Raw genomic sequence first — 19,071 nt, 5'->3', positions numbered from 1 at the left:
CGAAAAGCCCCGCCGGTCGCGAAGGACCGGCGGGGCTTTTCGCGTCCGCTTCCCCGTTGCTGTCGTCATTCCCGCGAAGGCGGGAATCCAGCACCCATGTCGTCGCGCCTCTATTGATGGACCTGCGCGTCTGGATTCCCGCCCGCGCGGGAATGACGACCTCGAACCCACCGTCCCGAACCAGCACACTGTCACGCGCCCGTAACGCTTGCGTCACGCAACCGTCTTCGAACGTCCATTCAGTTGTCACGGCCGCCGCCTAGCGGCGCTTCCGACGAACGAGCGGGCAGTCGCGCCCGACTCGTCCGGGGCCCCGGGGATGGGTCCGAATTCCAAGGGAGTGAGTCGATGGTCAGCTTCAGCCGCCGCAGCCAGATTCTGCTGGCATCCAGTGCCGCACTGTTCCTTGCGTCGTGCGGTGCCGACGACGTCGCCTCGCCGGGCGCGGGCAGCGTGCCCGTCACCATCAACCAGCCGGCGCCGACGCCGACCCCGACCGGGACCGCCACGCCGACCCCGCTGACGGCGGCGCAGTTCGCCGCCCCCACCACGCAATCGGGCGTGACGATCACGTCGGACGAGCAACTCGCGCTGGTCAACGCCGGCACCAACAACAACGTCAACGGCTTCGGCGCGACGCTCAGCGGCGTCTACCCGACCAGCGGCACCTCGCTCGCCACCGCCAGCAACCCGCAGACGGTGCTCGGCAACACCGCCTTCCTCCAGAACACCAGCTACGTCGGCGCGCTCAGCGGCCCGAACGACAACGCTTTCTCGGGCTGGACCTGCAATTCGTCGAGCGCCAGCTTCCTGAACAGCACGGCATGCACTGCGGTGCCGGCGATCGGGAGCGGCACGCCTGCGGCGTCGTGCCCGGCCGGTCTGACCGACGACGGGCTGAACAACTCGAACACGGCGAGCAACCCCGCAACGTTCCGCTACTGCCGACTGCCGCAGGTCATCACCGCCGACCTGACGCTCGCCAAGATCCCCGGCCTTGTCTATCGCTTCCGCGGCCAGACCGAGGTGGGCGTCGACGGTACCAGCAACGTGACCCTGACGATCGCACCGGGCGTTGTGCTGGCGGCCGACTCGAGCGAAACCTCCAACGACCTGCTGCTCGTCAACCGGGGAAGCAAGATCAACGCGGTCGGCACCGCCGATGCGCCGATCGTCTTCACCGCGCAGCAGAACCTGACGGCCAACGGCGTGTCCGACTCGTCGCAGGGCCTGTGGGGCGGCGTAATCCTGCTCGGCCGCGCGCCGACCGCGGTCTGCGCCACCGGGACCGGCCCGAACACCGCGGACGGTCTCTCGACCGGGGCTGCCGCGCCGTGCCAGCAGGCGATCGAGGGTGTGACCGGTCGCCTGTACGGCGGCACCAACGCCGCCGACAGCTCGGGCACGATGCAATATGTCCAGATCCGCTACACCGGCATCGCGATCAGCGAGGGCAACGAGCTGCAGGGCCTGACGCTCGGCGGCACCGGATCGGGCACCACGATCGACCACGTCCAGAGCCACAATTCGGCCGACGACGGGATCGAGATCTTCGGCGGCACCACCAACCTGAAGTATTTCGTGGTGACCGGCGCCGACGACGACGGCTTCGACGTCGACAACGGCTGGCGCGGGTTCATGCAGTTCATCATCGCCGCGCAGAAGGCGAACGGCGCGACCAACGACTCGTTCGCGACCGAGATCGACTCGAACGGTCAGGAAGACCTGCTGCCGCGCACCTACGGCCGCTACGCCAACTTCACCTTCATCCAGACCGCCTCGACGCAGAACCCGGTCGCCGCGATCCGTCTGCGCGGCGGTGCGGACTTCGCCTTCGTCAACGGCATCGTGAAGACGCCGTCGGGCGAGGCCTGCCTCAACGTCGTCGCCGGCGCGGGCACCGGTGCGGACCGCACCACCATCCGCCCGGCGAACAGCGCGCTGCAGGACGTCGGCCCGCCGACCTTCAACTCGGTCTACTTCCAGTGCCAGGGCCGCTGAGGCGCTTCTAGGCCCTGATGCTCGGCGGAGCCCGGGGAGCGCCTCACCGCGCCGCCCCGGGCACGCTTTTATGACCTTCGATCGGAAGACCCGACCATGCGCCAGCGCACCCTTGCCTCGCTCCTTCTCCTGACGACCACGCTGGTCGCCCCCGCGGCGCTGGCGCAGGTCGCACCCGCTCCCTCGGCGCCCGCCGGGCCGCCGCAGACCAGCACTACCTCGACGGGGACGCAATCCGCGCCCGCGCAGCAGCAGCAGGCGACCGACGCCGCGGTGCCCGGTCAGGACGGCGCCGACGACCAGGCCGAAGTCTCCGCGCCCGGCGTCGACACCAGCACCGCGGGCGACATCGTCGTCGTCGGGCGCAACATTCCCAACGCGGTCCGCGCCACCGCGCAGGTCGTCAACGTCCTGTCGAGCGCCGACATCGCGCGCACCGGCGAAGGCGACATCGCCGGCGCGCTGACCCGCGTCACCGGCCTGTCGGTGGTCGGCAACGGCTATGTCTTTGTGCGCGGGCTTGGCGATCGCTATTCCTCGGCGCTGCTCAACGGCTCGCCGCTGCCCAGCCCGGAGCCGCTGCGCCGCACCGTCCCGCTCGACATCTTCCCGACCACGGTCGTCGGCTCGGCGCTCGTGCAGAAGACCTATTCGGTGAACTATCCCGGCGAGTTCGGCGGCGGCGTCATCAACCTGACGACGAAGGCGATCCCGGACGAGAACTTCTTCACCGTCGGGGCCTCGGGCGGGATCGACACCGAGACCACCGGGCGCCTCGGCTACACCTATTTCGGCTCGAAGACCGACTGGCTCGGCTATGATGGCGGCGAGCGCAACGTGCCGGACTTCATCAAGCAGGCGCCGACCAGCAGCACCGGCGTGATCACGCCGTCACAGGTGCTGCAGATGTCGAACGCGCGCACCACGTTGCTCCAGCGCAACAGCGACATTCCTGCCAATTATTCCGGCAGCCTCGACCTGGGCGTCACCGGCGACATCGGGGCGACCCGCGTCGGCCTGATCGGCAGCGTCGGCGTGTCGAACAACTGGCGCACCCGCGACGCGGTGCAGCAGGACACGATCAGCGACGACGGCACGATCCGCAACGATTTCGACACCGTCATCAGCGACAATCGCGCGGTCGTGAACGGGCTGCTGGGCTTCGGTGCGGAGTTCGGCGAGAATCGCGTGCGCTGGACCAACGTCTACATCCACGACACGCTGAAGCAGGGCCGCGCCTCGGCGGCGACGGTCTACAACAATTCGAGCGGCAACCCGCTGTTCCAGCAGAATACCAGCTGGTTCGAGCGCAAGCTGATCGAGACGCAGCTGGTCGGCGAGTTCAAGCCGGTCGACGGCCTGTCGGTGGACCTGCGCGGCGCCTATGCCAATTCGCAGCGCAATTCGCCGTACGAGCGGCAGTTCATCTACAATTGCAACACCTCGCTCAACGTCGACCTCGGCAATGCGCCGGCCAGCGATCGCGGCATCACGTGCCCGGGGGTGTGGCAGGCGACCAACGCCTTCGATCGCTTCGCGACCGTGGTGTTCAGCGAGCTGAACGAGGACCTGTATTCGGGGCAGGCCGACGTCGCCTACAAGTTCGACGGCGAACGGCCGATGACGCTGTCGGCGGGCTATTATTATTCGGAGAACGACCGTACCTCGACCCGCCTGCCGTTCGTCTACCAGACGGCGCTGGGCGGCGCGATCCCGTTCCCGTGCAACCTGCTGCGCCCCGACTATCTGCTGTCGCCCGACGTGGTGAACGGCTGCCCGGTGCCGGGGTCGGGCGATCCGTCGCAGACCGCGGTGCAGATGCGCTTCGACGCCGGTCAGAACGGCTCCTACGCCTATGACGCGCTGCTGCGCGTCCACGCCGGCTATGTGCAGGCCGAGGCGGAGGCCTTCGACGGCGTCCGCGCGATCGTCGGCGTCCGCTATGAAACCGCCACGCAGCGCGTCACGCCGGTCGGCGCGACCGGTACGCGGCTGAAGAACGACTACTTCCTGCCCGCCGCCACGCTGACGTGGAACTTCGCGCAGGACATGCAGCTGCGCCTCGCCGCATCGAAGACGCTGGCCCGTCCGCAGTTCCGCGAGCTGGCGCCGCAGGCGTTCCGCGACTTCGAATCGGATCGGCTGTTCTTCGGCAACCCGCGCCTGAAGGACTCGGAACTCTACAATCTGGAGGCGCGCTACGAATGGTTCTTCGCGCGTGACCAGCGGATCACGCTGGCCGGCTTCTACAAGCGGCTCGACAATCCGATCGAGCAGGTCGGCTTCTTCCCGACGCCCGACGCACGGCTCCAGACCGGCTTCACCAACCTGCCGCGCGCCAAGCTGTACGGCGCGGAGATCGAGGCGCAGAAGTATATCCCGCTCGACTTCATCTCCGACGGCATGGCGGGCAAGCGCGCGGTCGTGATCGCCAACTATACCTGGACTCAGTCGGCGATCACCGCCGACAACAGCTGCGTCCCGGGCGTGCTGGAAGGCACGACGCTGGGCGGCTGCCCGACCAACTTCGCACCGGCCGCCAGCCTGTTCCGCGACGGCGCGCCGTTGACGGGCCAGTCCGACCATCTCGTCAACGTCCAGCTCGGTTTCGAGGACAAGGACAACGGTACGCAGGCGACGCTGCTGTTCAACTACGCCAGCGAGCGCGTGACGAACCGCGGCCCGTCGCTGCTCGGCGGTTCGGGCTTCCAGCCCGACATCATCGAGAAGCCCGGCATCCGCCTCGACTTCGTCGCGCGCCAGAGCGTCGACTTCATGGGGAAGAAGGTCGAGATCAAGGCCGAGATGCGCAACCTGACCGGCACGCGCTATCAGGAGTTCCAGACCTTCGACAACGGCAGCCGCGTGGACATCAACCGCTATCGCCTTGGCCGGCTGTTCACCCTCGGCGCGAACGTCACGTTCTAAGGCGGCGACCTATCCTCCCGTCATTCCCGCGCAGGCGGGAATCCAGACGCGCAGGTCTGTCGATAGAAGCGACAGGTCAGTGGTTCTGGATACCCGCCGCCGCGGGGATGACGGCGGGGGCGGGGGGCCTGCAACACCCCCGCCGGTCACATCGTCACCAGCCCCACGGGCGCTCGCGATACCATTTGGTGACGATATATTTCGTCCCCGCGCGCACCTTCATCCCGTGGTGGATCGTCGCCGGGTTCAGCGTCCCGTCGCTCCGGCAGTTGTTCCAGCACACCAGCTTGCCCGTTTCCGGCTGGATGGTCTTGTCGACCGCCTTGAAGCGCGTCGCGCCGCCCGCCTCGGGCTCGTTGAGGTAGATCATCGCGGTCCACGTCCGGTTGCCCGCCACGCTGCAATAGCGCGCGAAGTCCGCGCCGTTCGGCTCGAAATAATCGGTATGCGCCTTGAACTCCTGCCCGACCGCATAGCGCTGTCCCTGGATCGGCTCGCCGTGTCGCGGGTCGAGCCCGGTCGCCGCCGCCAGCGCGGCATCCAGCGCCGCGACCACGGGGTCGGTGGCGGGCAGGTCGCACGTCTCGCTGGTCCGGAAGGCGGTGTCGCCGTTCGGGTCGGCGATGGTCGACGGCCGCCGTCCCGCGTCGATCAGCGCGATCAGACGCGTACAGGTGTCGGCGTCCAGGAACCCGCGCTTGACGAACAGGGTCAGCTTCGGGCTCGGCAGCCGCTGGATACCCGGCAGACTGGCGAGGTGCGCGGCGATCGGATCGGTGGCCATCCGGCGTCAGTGCCACAGGTGAAGGCGCGCGCCCAAGCACAGAAATATTACACAAAGCCGCAATAGGCCCGTAATATGGTTTACCTAACGGCCGTTCGCGGGGAGTTGGCCTGGGCGATGCGTTTGAAGTTCGATGCCCGCGCACGGGCGATCCTGCGGCGGCTGCCCGTGGTGAACATCTATTCCGCGGCGGAGCTGGTGCTGCTGGCGGCGCTGGCGGTGCAATGCGCGCGGCTGGCCTGGGTGGTGCTGACCCCGGTCTCGCCGCTCGGCGCCTGGGTGCCCGCCGCGCCGACCGTGCCTGCCGACGCCGCGGGCGTGCTGGCGGGCTTCGATCCCTTCTACCGCGTCAGCGGGCAGGCGCAGCCGCAGGGGCCGAGCGCGGTCACCTCGCTCCAGCTCACCTTGTTTGGCACGCGCATGGACAGCGCGCAGGCGCGCGGCGCGGCGATCATCGCCGGGCCGGACGGCGTGCAGAAAAGCGTGGCGATCGGTGAGGAGGTCGCGCCCGGCGTGATCCTGAAGTCGGTCGCCTTCGACCATGTCACGCTCGACCGCGGCGGGCAGAGCGAGGACCTGTTCCTCGACCAGTCGGGCGGCGGCACCACCAGCACTGCCGCCACGCCGGGCGTCGGCGGCGCCCCCGTTTCGCCTCCCGTCATGCCCGGCACCGCACCGCCGCCGGACTCGCCCGGCGGCGGCGGCCCGGCGGCCGGCGGCGCGACCGTGTCGCCGCAACAGCTCCGCTCGGAAATCAACGCGATCCCGCGGATCGAGGGCGGCAAGATCAACGGCGTCACCGTGCGCGGGCAGGGCGGGGCGGCGTTCCGCGCCGCGGGGCTGCGCGACGGGGACGTCATCACCACCGTCGCGGGGCGCGAGATCACCGGTGCCGGCGACCTAGACCTGCTCACCCGCGCGCGCGCGTCGGGCGGCACCCTTTCCCTCACGGTCGAGCGCGGCGGACAGCCGCTGCCGCTCACCATTCCGGTAGCACGATGAACCGTTCCGCCACCTTCCTGACGCCGATCGCCCTCCTCGCCGCCGCGCAGCCCGCGCTGGCGCAGACCACGCTCAACGTTCGCGATGCGGACATCCGCGCCTTCATCGCCGATGCCGCCAAGGTGACCGGGCGCACCTTCATCATTGACAATCGCGTCCAGGGCAAGGTGACCGTGGTCACCGACCGCCCGCTGTCGCGCTCGGAATATCTGGAGGTCTTCCTTTCGACGCTGCGCGCCAATGCGCTGATCGCGGTGCCGACCGCCAACGGCGCGTTCCGCGTCCAGCCGATCGACAATGCCGCCAGCCAGCCCGGCCGCATCGGCGTCAACGGCGCGGCGCGCAACCAGCTGGTGACCGAGATTATCCGGCTCCGCTCGGTCGATGCCGCGCAGGCGGTGGACACCGTCCGCCCGCTGGTCAGCGCGCAAGGCTCGGTCACCGCCAATCGCGGTGGCAACAGCCTGGTCGTCGTCGACTTCGCCGACAACGTCCGCCGCGTGCGCGAGGTCGTGCGTCGCATCGACGCCGACACGTCGGCGACGCGCATCGTCGCGCTGAAGAACGCACGCGCCAGCGAAGTCGCCACCGCGCTCACGGGCCTGATCGGCGGCGGCGCGCAGGGCGGCGCGGCGGCGGCGACCGGCGGCGCCTCGGCAGTCGCGATCGAGAGCAGCAACGCGGTCGCGCTGCGCGGCGATCCTCAGACGGTCGCGCGCCTCGCCAATCTCGCGCGCGAACTCGATCAGAGCGCACGCAATGCCACCGAGATCCGCGTCGTCTTCCTCGAAAATGCCGACGCGAACCAGTTGCTGCCGGTGCTCCAGCAGCTCGTCGGCCAGGCGCCCGACACGGTCCAGGAACAGGGGCTCAGCCGCACCGGGCTCAGCACGTCGAGCACCGGTTCAACCGGCGTCGGCGCCACGCCCCAGCCGGCCACGCGCAGCCAGCCGCAGCAGCAGGGTGCGCAGCAATCGGGCGGTCAGCCGCAACAGGCCGCGATCCGCGGCGAGGGCGCGCGTACCGCCGCGGTCGTCACCCGCTATGCCGGGGCGAACGCGATCGTCGTCGCCGCGCCCGCCGACGTGCAGCGCCAGCTCTCCGACGTGATCCAGAAGCTCGACCAGCGCCGCCAGCAGGTGCTCGTCGAGGCGATCGTGGCGGAGGTTTCCGACAGCACGGTCAATCGCCTGGGCGCGCAATTCCTGCTCGGCAACATCGACGGCGGCGCGTTCGCCGCCTCGACCTTCAGCAACTCCGCCCCCAACATCCTCCAGATCGCCGGCGCGGTGGGCGCGCGGCAGCTGGGCGGCACGCGCACGATCGTCACCGCCCCCGATGGCACGCGGACCGAGACCGTGAACAACCCGACCGGCGGCGACCAGCTGACGCAATCCGCGATCAGCTCGATCATCGGCTCGCAGGGCGGGTTCGGCGGGTTCGGCGGGCAGGTCGGCAGCACGATCTTCGGCGCGATCATCAATGCGGTGAAGAGCGACACCAAGTCGAACCTGCTCCAGGTGCCGCAGATCATGACGCTGGATAACCAGGAGGCGCACACGCTCGTCGGGCAGGAGATTCCGATCACCACCGGCGAGGCGCTGTCGAACAATTTCGACAACGCCTTCCGCACGACGCAGCGCCAGAACGTCGGCATCGGGCTCGACGTCCGCCCGCAGGTCAATTCGTCGGGCACGATCAAGATGAACCTGCATCTGGAGGTCAGCTCGATCGCCGGACCGGTCAGCAGCAACAATTCCGACCTGATCCTCAACAAGCGCGAGGTCGAGACGGTGCTGACCGTCGACGACGGCGCGATCGGCGTCATCGGCGGGCTGCTGTCGGACGAGGAGCGGCGCACGATCGAGAAGATCCCGCTGCTCGGCGACATCCCGGTGCTCGGCAACCTCTTCCGCAGCCGTGCGAAGACCCGCGCCAAGTCGAACCTGATGATCTTCATCCGCCCGACCGTGATCCGCTCGGCCGAGGAGAACCGCCGCGTGACCGAGCGGCGCTACGGCTACCTCCGCCTGCAACAGGGTTTGCAGGATCCCGCCGCCGAACCCTCGATCGACGAGCTGGTGCGCGACTATATGGGCGCGGCCCCGCCGCTGCCCCCCGCCGGCCAGCCGGGCAGCATCGAGGACCCGCGCGTCGGCGTGCCGGTCTATCGCAACTCGACCACCGTCATCACGGGGGACAGGAAGCGGAAATGATCCTGCGCACCGGAGCGGAGATCGACGCCGCGGCGGACCCGCTGCCGCCACCGCCGGACGGCGCGACCGTGCTGGGCGAGGTCGTGCCGGTCGTGCCGCCGGTCGCGCTCCCTTATGCCTTCGCGCGCAAGTTCGGCGTCGTGCTCGATCCCGCCGGCCCCGACTTGCGTGTCGCCCTGCGCGAGGGCAGCGACCCGCGCGCGCTGATCGAGGTGCGTCGCGTGCTCGGTCGCGCCTTCGACGTCGCGGTGGTGCAGCCCGCCGCCTTCGACCGGCTGCTCAGCGACAATTACGCGATGGACGGGCAGGCGACCGCCGCCGCCGCGGTCGGGATGGGCGACGAACTCGACATCCTGGCCGAGGGACTGCCGACCGCCGAGGATTTGCTCGACACCGCCGACGACGCGCCAGCGATCCGGCTCATCAACGGCATCATCGCCGATGCCGCGCGCAACGGCGTGTCCGACATCCATATCGAGCCCTACGAAACCGGGCTCGTCGTGCGGATGCGCATCGACGGCGTTCTGCGCGAAACGCTCCGCATGCCGCCGCACGTCGCCCCCGTCGTCGTCAGCCGCATCAAGGTCATGGCGCGGCTCGACATCGCCGAGCGGCGCGTGCCGCAGGACGGGCGCATGGGGCTGACGCTGGGCGGAAAATTGCTCGACGTCCGTGTCTCGACCCTGCCCAGCCGCGCCGGGGAGCGGGTGGTGCTGCGTATCCTCGACAAGGAAAATGCCGGCATGGACCTCGACGCGCTCGGGATGAGCGCGCCGATGTACGCGCTGCTGCGCGAGGCAATCGCCGAGCCGAACGGCATCGTGCTGGTGACCGGCCCCACCGGCAGCGGCAAGACAACCACGCTCTATGCCGCGCTGCGCCTGCTGAACGACGGCAGCCGCAACATCCTGACCGTCGAGGATCCGGTCGAATATGCGGTGGAGGGCGTCGGCCAGACGCAGGTCAACGCCAAGGTCGGGCTGACCTTCGCGGCGGGCCTGCGCGCGATCCTGCGCCAGGACCCCGATACGGTGATGATCGGCGAGATCCGCGACCGCGAGACGGCGGAGATCGCGGTGCAGGCGTCGCTGACCGGCCACCTCGTGCTGTCGACCGTCCACACCAACGACGCGGTCGGCGCGATCACCCGCATGCGCGACATGAAGGTCGAGCCGTTCCTGCTCGCCTCCACGCTGCGCGCGGTCATCGCACAGCGGCTGGTCCGGCGGTTGTGCAGGCATTGCGCGCGGCCGGTGCCGGCTGCCGACACGGTGGCGCCGCTGCTCGGCATCGATCCGCAAGCGACCGTGTACGAAGCGGTCGGCTGCGAACAGTGCAACCGCACCGGCTTCCGCGGCCGGATCGGCGTGTACGAGGCGGTGCGCGTCGACGCGGTGGTGCGCCGCCTCATCAACGAGGGCGGCGACGAGGACGCGATCGCGCGCCACGCCTTCGCCAACAACGACACGCTCGCCACCGCCGCGCGCCGGCTGGTCGAGCACGGCCAGACCACCGCCGAGGAAGCGATCCGCGTCTCGCGCAGCGAAAACGCCGACGCCGCCGAAGTCGCGATCGCCAATGCGCATTGAGCTGGTGGGCCACATATCTGAACCGTTCGCACTGAGCTTGTCGAAGTGCGTGTTCCAGGCGCTCCGCCTCTGTCACGTGCTTCGACAGGCTCAGCACGAACGGGGCAAGTGGTTTGGAACGCATGGTCCCGCCCGTCCTCCCTCCCCTCGAAGAGCCGCCCATGGCTGACTTCGACTATCTCGCCATCGACACCCGCGGCAACGAGACGCGCGGCCATGTCACCGCCACCGACATGGACGCCGCGCGCGCCGCGCTCGACCGCAAGCGGCTGTACGTCGTCCGCCTCGAACCCGGCACCACCCCGCAGGCGCGCACCCGCCCGCTGTTTGGGCTCGAGCTCGGCCGCGCGAAGATGTCGGGCAAGCAGCTGACGTTGTTCACCCGGCAGCTCGCCACCCTCAACCGCGTCTCCCCGCTCGAGGAATCGCTACGCACCATCACCCGCCAGACCGAGCAGGAGAGCGTCCGCGCGATCGTCCAGACGGTGCACACCGCGGTCGTCGAGGGCCGCCGGCTCGCCGACGCGATGGCGCGCGAGCCCAGGAGCTTTCCGCCGCTCTACCGCGCGATGGTCGCGGCCGGCGAAAGGTCGGGCACGTTGCCGCAGATCATGGAGCGGTTGTCGACCCTGCTCGAACGACAGGCGGAAATCCGCGGCAAGCTGCTGACGGCAATGGCCTACCCGTCGGTGCTCGCCACCGTCGCGCTCGGCGTCGTGCTCGCGCTGATGACCTTCGTCGTGCCGCAGGTGGTCGAGCAGTTCGACACCGTCGGGCAGGAACTGCCGCTGCTCACCCGGCTGGTGATCGGGCTGTCCGACGTGCTCGTCGGCTGGTGGTGGCTGATGCTCCTCACCTTGATCGGGTTGGGCGTCGGCGCCTGGGCCGCGCTCCGCCAGCCGCCGATCCGGCTCGCGTTCGACACGTGGCTGCTGCGCGTGCCGTTGCTGGGGCGGCTGCTGCGCGACCTGCACGCCGCGCGCATGGCGCGCACGCTCTCGACGATGGTCGCCAGCCGCCTGCCGCTGCTCGAAGGGCTCAGCCTCACCGCCGGCACGATCCACAACCGCCGGTTGAAGGCGGCTTCGGACGAGATCACCGAATCGATCCGCGGCGGCGGCAGCCTGTCGTCGGCGATGCGCCGCGCGGGCGTCTTCCCGCCGCTGCTCGTCTACCTCGCGGCCAGCGGCGAGGCGGCGGGGCGGCTCGACGAGATGCTGGAGCGCGCCGCCGACTATCTGGAGCGTGAGTTCGACCGCTTCACCGCCACCGCCATGTCGCTGCTGGAGCCGTTCATCATCGTCATCATGGGCGCGATCGTCGCGACGATCGTGCTATCGATCCTGCTCCCCATCCTCCAGCTCAACACGCTGGCCGGACAATGAGAATGCCTATGTCGACCGAAACGAAGAACCGCCGGAAGAAGCGCAACGGCTTCACGCTCGTGGAATTGATGGTGGTCATCGTCATCATCGGCCTGCTCGCGACGATCGTCGCGCTCAACGTGCTGCCCTCGGGCGACACCGCGCGTATCCAGAAGGCGAAGGCCGACATCGCGACGATCGAACAGGGCCTCGAACTCTACCGGCTCCAGATGGGCAGCTACCCGACGACCACGCAGGGGCTCCAGGCGCTGGTCACCGCCCCCGCCGGTGCCGACCCGGCACGCTATCAGGCGGGCGGCTATGTGAAGCGGCTGCCCGACGATCCGTGGGGTCGCGCCTATCTCTACGCCTCGCCGGGGCAGCACGGCGCCGCCGACATCTGGACGCTGGGCGCGGACGGCAAGGACGGCGGGCAGGGGATCGATGCCGACATCGGATCCTGGCAGTAAGCGCCGCGCCCTTGCCTGGACCCCGGCGTTCGCCGGGGCGGCCGCGCGCCGTCGCGCGGCCGGCTTTACGCTGATCGAGCTGATGGTGGTCATCACCGTCATCGGTCTGGCGTCGGCGGCGGCGGTGCTGATGATGCCGGATACGCGCGGGCGGTTGATGGACGAGGCGACGCGCTTCGCGGTCCGCACCCGCGCCGCGCACGACGCCGCCATCGTCGAGGCGCGCCCGGTCAGCCTGTGGGTCACGCCCGGCGGCTATGGCTACGACCAGTGGCGCGGCGGTGCGTGGACGCCCATGGACGGCCCCCTGTCGGTCGAACGATGGAGGCCCGGCACCGCCGCGGTCGGCCCCGCGCGCGACCGGCTGACCTTCGACACGACCGGGCTGGCGGATCGCGCGATGACGGTGACGCTCACGCGTGAGGGGATGCGCACCGACGTGGTGGTCGAGGCCGATGGAACCGTCCGTGTCGCGGGGTGAGCGGGGCGCGGTGTGCCGCCTCACGACCTCCCGGACCAGCGGCGTGGAGACTGACGCAACCACCCCGTTCGTGCTGAGCCTGTCGAAGCACGTGCCTCAAGCGGAGCGCCCGAAACACGCACTTCGACAAGCTCGGTGCGAACGGGTTTGGCAGTTCACGCAACGCGGCTTCACCCTCATCGAAATCATGGTCGCGCTGGTCGTGTTCAGCCTTGCCGCGCTCGCGCTGATCCGGCTGGAGGGGCAGACGATCCGCTCGACCGGCTTCGTCACCTCGACGCTTCTGGCGCAGATCGTGGCGCGCAACGTCGCGATCGAGGCGGTCACCGATGCGCAGCCGCCCGCGCGCGGACGTGCCGGCGGGGTCGAGCAGGCCGGCGGGCGCAGCTGGACCTGGGTGCGCGACACGCAGCCGCTCGGCGACGGCGATGTGCAGCGGATCGACGTCGCGGTCAGCGACGCGGGCGGCGCGGTGATGGGCCGCGCGACGATGGTCCGCCCGCCACCCGCCCCGGTGTCGCAGGTCAGGGCCGGCCCATGACCCGTCGCCCGCGCGCCCGCTCCCGAGAGGCCGGCTTCACGCTCGTCGAGGTGATGATCGCGCTGATGATCTTCGGCATGATCGCCGCGGCGGGGGTCGCGCTGCTGGCGTTCAGCGTCCGTGCGCAAGGGGTGACCGGCGCCGCGCTCGACGACAATGCCGCGCTCAACCGGCTCGTCTCGATCATGACCGCCGACATGGCGCAGGCGCAGGACCGCCCGACCCGCGACGCCGCCGGCACGCTCTTCCCCGCCTTCTCCGGCGACCGCAACGCGCAGCCGATCCTGCGGCTGGTGCGCGGCGGCTGGGCGAACCCCGATCAGGCGCCGCGCGCCAGCCTCCAGAAGGTCGAATACCGCCTGACCGCCGACGGGATCGAACGCGTGGCCTATCCCGCGCTCGACGGCGCCGCGCCCTTGCCGGCCGCGCTGCTCGTCGACCGCGTGCAGGAGGTGCGGCTGCGCTTCCGCTATCTCGGCGCGTGGAGCGACACGTGGCAGGGCGACGAGCGCGCCGCACTTCCCCAGGCGGTCGAGCTGACGCTGGTGCGCGCCGGCGGGCAGGCGTACCGCCTGCTGTTCCTGGTCGGCACCGGCGCGCCGCGCACCGCCGAGGACGGCGGCCCCGCGAACCGTCCGACCACGTCCCCCACCGCGACTCCGGGCAGCGGCGATGCGCCGCGCTAGACCCCGCGAGCGCGGGGCAGCGCTGCTCACCGTCCTGCTGCTGGTCGCGGTGATCGCGGTCATGGCCGCGGCCGCGCTGGAGCGGTTGCGGCTGTCGACGCGGCTCGCGGCCAATGCCGTCGCGCTCGATGCCGCGCGCGGCTATGCCTATGCCGCCGAGACGCTGGCGACCCGCCGCGTGACCACGCTCCTGCAACAGACCCGCGACCGCGTCGCGCTGACCGGCGGGTGGAGCGGGCGGCCGTTCGGCCTGCCGATCCCCGGCGGCACCGCCACCGCGCGCGTCACCGACGGCGGCAATTGCTTCAACCTCAACGGGCTGGTGACGCTCGGCTTCGGCAACGCCTATCTGGTCAACGGGCAGGCGCTGGTCCGCTTCCAGCGGCTCCTGCGCCTGCTGCGCGTCCCCGATGCCGACGCGGTCGCGCTCGCCACCGCCGACTGGATCGACAGCGACGACGATCCGCTGCCCGGCGGCGCGGAGAACCAGTTCTACCGCGGCTATCGCACCGCCGGCACGCTGATGGCCGACCCCAGCGAATTGCGCGCGGTCCGCGGTGTCACGCCCGAGGCGTACCGGATCATCCGCCCGTGGGTCTGCACGCTGCCGATCGCGAAACAGTCGGTGCTGAACGTCAACACCCTGCTTCCCGAACAGGCGCCGCTGCTCGCGATGCTGCTGCCCGACACGATGGGCGTCGCGCAGGCGCAGGGGCTGTTGCTGCGCCGCCCGCCCGGCGGCTTCGCGCAGGCCGGGCAGTTCTGGGCGCAGGCGGCGAGCGCGGGCGGCGCGACCGACATCGGCGCGCAGTCGCAGACCGGGGTCACCACCACCTGGTTCGCGCTGCGCATCGACGTCACCAACGGCGGCGCGGAATTGCACGAGGAAGGGCTGATCGACGCGCGGACCCTTCCCGTCCGGCTCGTGACGCGGCAATGGGGGGACGAACCATGACCGCCGCGACGCTCCTTTTCCTGCCCCCCGACGATTCGCAGCCGTGGCGCTGGTGGCGGATCCGGGACGATGCGGTGGAGCACGAGGGCGAGGGGCTGCCCGAGGTCGGCGTGGACGACCATGTCGTCGCGGTCGCGCCCGCCGATGCGGTGACGCTCCACTGGGCGACGCTGCCGGCGCGCTCCCCGGCACAGGCGCTGGCGGCGGCGCGCGTGGTGGTCAGCGACGCCACCGCCGAGCCCGCGCACGACCTCCACGTCGCGGTCGGCCGCGAGCGCGCCGGTGACCGTGGCGGCGAGCGCGCGATCGCGGTGGTCGCGCCGTCACGCATGGCCGCGTGGCTCGCGGCGCTGGCGCAGCGCGGCGTCGATCCCGCCGCGGTCGTCCCCGCGCCGCTGCTGCTGCCCGAGCCCGAGGAGGGCTATGTCCGTGCCGACCTGCCCGGGCAGGCGGTGGTGCGCGGGCGGACGACCGGCTGGGCCGACGATCCGCTGCTGACCGGACTGGTCACGCGCGGCGAGCCGCCGCTGGCGCTCGACCGCGACGCGGTGCGCGCCGCTGCGATCGGCGCGGTCGCCGCGCCGGTCATCGATCTGCGACAGGGCGCGTTCGCGCGCCGTCGCCGCCGCGCAGCGATCGACTGGGCGCTGGTCCGCCGGCTCGCGGTGCTCGCCGGGCTCATCCTGCTCGCGACGCTGGCGATCGATGTCGTGCGGATCATGCGCTACTCCTTCGGCGCCGACGCGATCGAGGGGCGTGCCGCCGCGATCGCGCGGCAGGCGCTGCCGCGCGGCACCGGCGAGGGCGATGCGGCGCGGATGCTCGGCGAGCGGCTGTCGGCGTTGCGCGGCCCCGGGCAGGGGTTCACCCGCACCGCCGCGGCGGTCTATGCCGTGGTCGAGGCGGTGCCCGAAAGCGAGGTTACCGCGCTGCAATTCGAACCCAACGGCGCCTTGCGCGTCTCGCTGTCGCTGGCGGGCGAGGCGCAGGCCAACACCGTCAAGTCGCGGCTCGCCGCCGCGGGCTTCACCGTCGAATCGAGCGTGTTCCAGCAATCGGCCGGCCGCCTCACCGGCGACATGACGGTGCGGCCATGAACGCCCTGAAAACCTGGTTCGACGGCCGCTCGCTACGCGAACGCCGCCTGCTGCTGGTGATGGCCGCGCTCGCCGCCGTGACGCTCGTCTGGGGCGCGATCATCCTCCCGGTCCGCAATGGCCTGTCGTCCTCGCGTGAGCGCTATACCGATGCGGTGATCCGCCTCGGCACCGCGCAGGCGGGCCTGTCGCAGGTCAAGTCGCTGCAACGCCGCGCGACGCCCTTGTCCGCGCCGCTCGCCGACATCGTCCGCGCGCGCGCCGATGCCGCGGGCTTCACGCTCGCCAGCCTCGACGTCGAGGCGCCCGGCCGCATCCGCGTCGCAATCGCCACCGCGCGCGCCGGCGCGCTGATGCAATGGATCGCCGCGCTGGAGGGCGAGGGCGTGCTGGTCGACGCGCTCAGCGTCTCCGGCAATGGCGCGGGCAGCGTCACCGCCACGATGACGCTGCGCGCGCGAGGGGGCTAGATGCGCATATCACTCGCCACCGGTCGCCGGACGCTGTTCCTCGCCTTCTTCGCGGTCGCGATGCTGGCGTTCCTGCCGCTGCGCCTCGCGCTCGGCTGGGGCGGGCTCGACGGGCAGGGCTTCACCGCGCGCGAGGTCACCGGCAGCCTGTGGTCGGGGCGGCTGGTCGAGGCGCGCTTCGGCGACATCGCGCTCGGCGACCTCGACGCCGGCCTTTCGCCGTTCGCGCTGCTGATCGGGCGCGCGCGCATCGCGCTGGCGGGCGAGTCGGACGATCCCGCGCGGCGCCTGTCCGGCACGGTCGAGATCGGGCGGAACCGCGCCGCGGTGATCGACGCCACCGGCCCGCTATCCCCGGGCAACGCCTTCGCACCGCTGCCCGTCACTGCGCTCGACCTCGACGCGCTCACCGTCCGCTTCGTCGACGGCACCTGCCAGGCCGCCGAGGGTCGCGTCCGCGCGACGCTGGCCGGCGCGTTCCTGGGGCAGCCGCTGCCCGGCGCGCTCAGCGGCAACGCGCGCTGCGACGCGGGCGCGCTGCTGCTTCCGTTGGCCAGCGGCGCGGGCGAGGGCGTCAACCTGCGCATGTGGCCCGACGGCCGCTACCGCGCCGAACTGACGCTGATCCCCACCGACCCGACGATCGGCGCGCGGCTCGACGGCGCCGGCTTCACCGCCAACGGCGCGGCGCGCACCTTCACCGTAGACGGGCGCTTTTGACGCGTCGCTGACGCGTCTGGCGGCACCGGCCCGCTCCCCCACCCGACCTCCCACAGCGTATCCTGAACGGGAGGTCGGGTGGGGGAGCGGGCCGGCGCCGTCCATCAAACTCGCTCCTTCGCGAGTTTGAGAACAATGTTGACGAACCGCCCGCACTGCCGCTAGGGGCACGGCCTTCGCGGCGATCGTAGCTCAGTTGGTTAGAGCATCGGTTTGTGGTACCGAGGGTCGCGGGTTCAAGTCCCGTCGATCGCCCCATCTCCTCTTTATGTCCGTTTCTTGCTGGCAATTCGCGCCGGACAAGATTATTGCGTGCGCCCGTAATTTAACGTCGCGCGCACTGGAGAGACGATGACCTCGGTCTGGGACTATCCCGATTTCGACAGCCATGAGGGGCTGCACCTGTTCACCGATCCCGCATCGGGGCTGAAGGCGGTCATCGCGGTGCATTCGACGACGCTCGGGCCGGCGGCCGGCGGCGTGCGCTTCTGGCACTACGCCGACGATTCGCGCGCGATCACCGACGCGCTGCGGCTGTCGCGCGGCATGAGCTACAAGAACGCGATGGCCGGGCTCGATCTCGGCGGCGGCAAGGGCGTCGTGCTGGCGGACAGGCCCGGTGCGACGATCACCGAGCTGCAACTCAAGGCGTTCGGCCGCGCCGTCGAGTCGCTGGGCGGCCGCTACGTCACCGCCGAGGACGTCGGCATGTCCGAGGATCGCATGAAGGTGATCGCGGGCGAGACCCGCTACGTCTCCGGCCTGCCGGTCGCGCAGGGGGCGGCGGGCGGCGACCCCGGCCCATACACCGCGCACGGCGTCTATCTCGGCGTCCGCGCCGCCGCGAAGCGCGGGCTGGGCAGCGACGACATGCAGGGCGTGCGCGTCGCGGTGCAGGGACTCGGCTCGGTCGGCGGCGGTCTCGCGCGGTTGCTGGCCAAGGACGGCGCGGTCCTGACGCTCGCGGACGTCGACCCGGCGCGCGCCGAGCGCATGGCCGCGGAGCTGGGCGGCACCGTCGTCGCCCCCGACGCGATCCTCTCCGCCGACGTCGACATCGTCAGCCCGAACGCGCTCGGCGCGATCCTCACCGAACGCTCGATCCCGACGCTCCAGGCGCGCATCGTCGCGGGCGGCGCCAACAACCAGCTCGAGACGCACGCCGATGGCCAGCGGCTGCACGACGCCGGCATCGTCTATGCGCCCGATTACGTCATCAACGCCGGCGGCATCATCAACGTCGGCCTCGAATATCTCGGCCACGGCGACGAGGCCGAAGTGATGGCCCGCATCGCGCAGATCCCCGCGCGGCTGAACCAGGTCTGGGACGAAGCGGAGGCCACCGGCGCCCCCACCGCCGAGGTCGCCGACCGCATCGCGCAGCGCCTGATCGGACGCTGAGCGCAGGCGGCTCACCCGTGCGGCGCGGGGAGCCGCCGCCGCCTCATCCGTCATCCCCGCGCGGGCGCGCCTCCAGAATTTTTGACGTTTTATCTGTGTCGACGAGGCTGCGCGTCCGGATTTCTGCCTGCGCGGGGACGACGATGCGCGGTCCCCGCGTCGTGCGCTGAACATCCTCCGACGGCCACAAAGCAGCCGATCGACCCATCGTTCGGTATCCACCCTGCGAGGCGGACAGAGACTCCCGCTCGCGCAACACCGCGCAGTCCGGTGAGCAGCCCCCACCGGGTGGTCCGGGTTGTCAGTTAGTGCATTGTGGTCTTCGCCGCCATTGCCGGGCGTAGGTGGAGCGAAGCGGAACCGGAG

General features: G+C 70.7%; 16 protein-coding genes and 1 tRNA gene. 16 read left to right on the top strand and 1 reads right to left on the bottom strand.

Annotation, left to right across the window (positions count from 1 at the left end; genetic code table 11):
• The first annotated feature begins 348 nt into the window (after window positions 1–348).
• Both J2Y58_RS02770 and J2Y58_RS02765 read left to right on the top strand, forming a co-directional pair.
• A complete protein-coding gene (locus J2Y58_RS02770; protein WP_310098406.1) occupies window positions 349–2,001 on the top strand; it encodes a hypothetical protein in 1,653 nt (550 codons plus the stop codon).
• A gap of 96 nt (window positions 2,002–2,097) precedes the next feature.
• Window positions 2,098–4,929 (top strand): TonB-dependent receptor domain-containing protein, encoded by a 2,832-nt coding sequence (locus tag J2Y58_RS02765; protein ID WP_310098403.1) that lies wholly within the window; start codon window positions 2,098–2,100, stop codon window positions 4,927–4,929.
• A 154-nt stretch (window positions 4,930–5,083) separates the two neighbouring features.
• Here J2Y58_RS02765 and J2Y58_RS02760 read toward each other — a convergent pair whose 3' ends face one another.
• On the bottom strand, window positions 5,084–5,713 hold the full coding sequence (locus J2Y58_RS02760) for a 2OG-Fe(II) oxygenase (protein WP_310098402.1): 630 nt from the start codon (window positions 5,711–5,713) through the stop codon (window positions 5,084–5,086).
• Window positions 5,714–5,830: 117 nt separating this feature from the next.
• Here J2Y58_RS02760 and J2Y58_RS02755 point away from each other — a divergent pair, with 117 nt between their 5' ends.
• From J2Y58_RS02755 to J2Y58_RS02690, 14 genes are all read left to right on the top strand, one after another.
• A complete protein-coding gene (locus tag J2Y58_RS02755; RefSeq protein ID WP_310098399.1) occupies window positions 5,831–6,715 on the top strand; it encodes a type II secretion system protein N in 885 nt (294 codons plus the stop codon).
• Window positions 6,712–8,931, top strand: coding sequence for a type II secretion system secretin GspD (gene gspD / locus J2Y58_RS02750; protein ID WP_310098397.1), 2,220 nt, complete (start codon window positions 6,712–6,714; stop codon window positions 8,929–8,931). Before J2Y58_RS02755 ends, gspD begins: the two co-directional genes overlap by 4 nt.
• Window positions 8,928–10,520 (top strand): ATPase, T2SS/T4P/T4SS family, encoded by a 1,593-nt coding sequence (locus tag J2Y58_RS02745; protein WP_310098394.1) that lies wholly within the window; start codon window positions 8,928–8,930, stop codon window positions 10,518–10,520. The genes gspD and J2Y58_RS02745 overlap by 4 nt, the downstream gene beginning before the upstream one ends.
• 161 nt (window positions 10,521–10,681) lie before the next feature.
• A complete protein-coding gene (gene gspF / locus J2Y58_RS02740; protein WP_310098391.1) occupies window positions 10,682–11,905 on the top strand; it encodes a type II secretion system inner membrane protein GspF in 1,224 nt (407 codons plus the stop codon).
• 8 nt (window positions 11,906–11,913) lie between these two features.
• Window positions 11,914–12,354 carry a type II secretion system major pseudopilin GspG gene (gspG, locus tag J2Y58_RS02735; protein ID WP_310098388.1) on the top strand — a complete coding sequence of 147 codons (441 nt, stop codon included), beginning with the start codon at window positions 11,914–11,916 and terminating at the stop codon, window positions 12,352–12,354.
• Window positions 12,329–12,835: a GspH/FimT family pseudopilin gene (locus J2Y58_RS02730; protein ID WP_310098385.1), complete on the top strand. Its 507-nt coding sequence runs from the start codon at window positions 12,329–12,331 to the stop codon at window positions 12,833–12,835. The genes gspG and J2Y58_RS02730 overlap by 26 nt, the downstream gene beginning before the upstream one ends.
• Before the next feature lie 43 nt (window positions 12,836–12,878).
• Window positions 12,879–13,376, top strand: a complete 498-nt coding sequence (gene gspI / locus J2Y58_RS02725; RefSeq protein ID WP_310098382.1) for a type II secretion system minor pseudopilin GspI — start codon at window positions 12,879–12,881, stop codon at window positions 13,374–13,376.
• On the top strand, window positions 13,373–14,062 hold the full coding sequence (gene gspJ / locus J2Y58_RS02720) for a type II secretion system minor pseudopilin GspJ (protein WP_310098379.1): 690 nt from the start codon (window positions 13,373–13,375) through the stop codon (window positions 14,060–14,062). Before gspI ends, gspJ begins: the two co-directional genes overlap by 4 nt.
• Complete coding sequence (gene gspK / locus J2Y58_RS02715; protein WP_310098377.1) at window positions 14,049–15,017, top strand: type II secretion system minor pseudopilin GspK; 969 nt, start codon at window positions 14,049–14,051, stop codon at window positions 15,015–15,017. The genes gspJ and gspK overlap by 14 nt, the downstream gene beginning before the upstream one ends.
• Complete coding sequence (gene gspL / locus J2Y58_RS02710; RefSeq protein ID WP_310098374.1) at window positions 15,014–16,114, top strand: type II secretion system protein GspL; 1,101 nt, start codon at window positions 15,014–15,016, stop codon at window positions 16,112–16,114. Before gspK ends, gspL begins: the two co-directional genes overlap by 4 nt.
• On the top strand, window positions 16,111–16,584 hold the full coding sequence (gene gspM / locus J2Y58_RS02705) for a type II secretion system protein GspM (RefSeq protein WP_310098373.1): 474 nt from the start codon (window positions 16,111–16,113) through the stop codon (window positions 16,582–16,584). Before gspL ends, gspM begins: the two co-directional genes overlap by 4 nt.
• Window positions 16,585–17,304 (top strand): type II secretion system protein N, encoded by a 720-nt coding sequence (gene gspN, locus J2Y58_RS02700; protein WP_310098371.1) that lies wholly within the window; start codon window positions 16,585–16,587, stop codon window positions 17,302–17,304.
• Window positions 17,305–17,485: 181 nt separating this feature from the next.
• Window positions 17,486–17,562, top strand: a tRNA-His gene (locus J2Y58_RS02695).
• Window positions 17,563–17,655: 93 nt separating this feature from the next.
• The gene (locus J2Y58_RS02690; RefSeq protein ID WP_310098367.1) at window positions 17,656–18,705 is read left to right on the top strand and encodes a Glu/Leu/Phe/Val dehydrogenase dimerization domain-containing protein; all 1,050 of its coding nucleotides are present in this window, start codon (window positions 17,656–17,658) and stop codon (window positions 18,703–18,705) included.
• Window positions 18,706–19,071: the final 366 nt, after the last annotated feature.

It is taken from the genome of Sphingomonas sp. BE138 (assembly GCF_031456125.1).
In the GTDB taxonomy this organism is placed as follows: domain Bacteria; phylum Pseudomonadota; class Alphaproteobacteria; order Sphingomonadales; family Sphingomonadaceae; genus Sphingomonas.
Note: the sequence above shows the minus strand (reverse complement) of the source record. Positions and strands in the feature narration are given on the sequence as shown.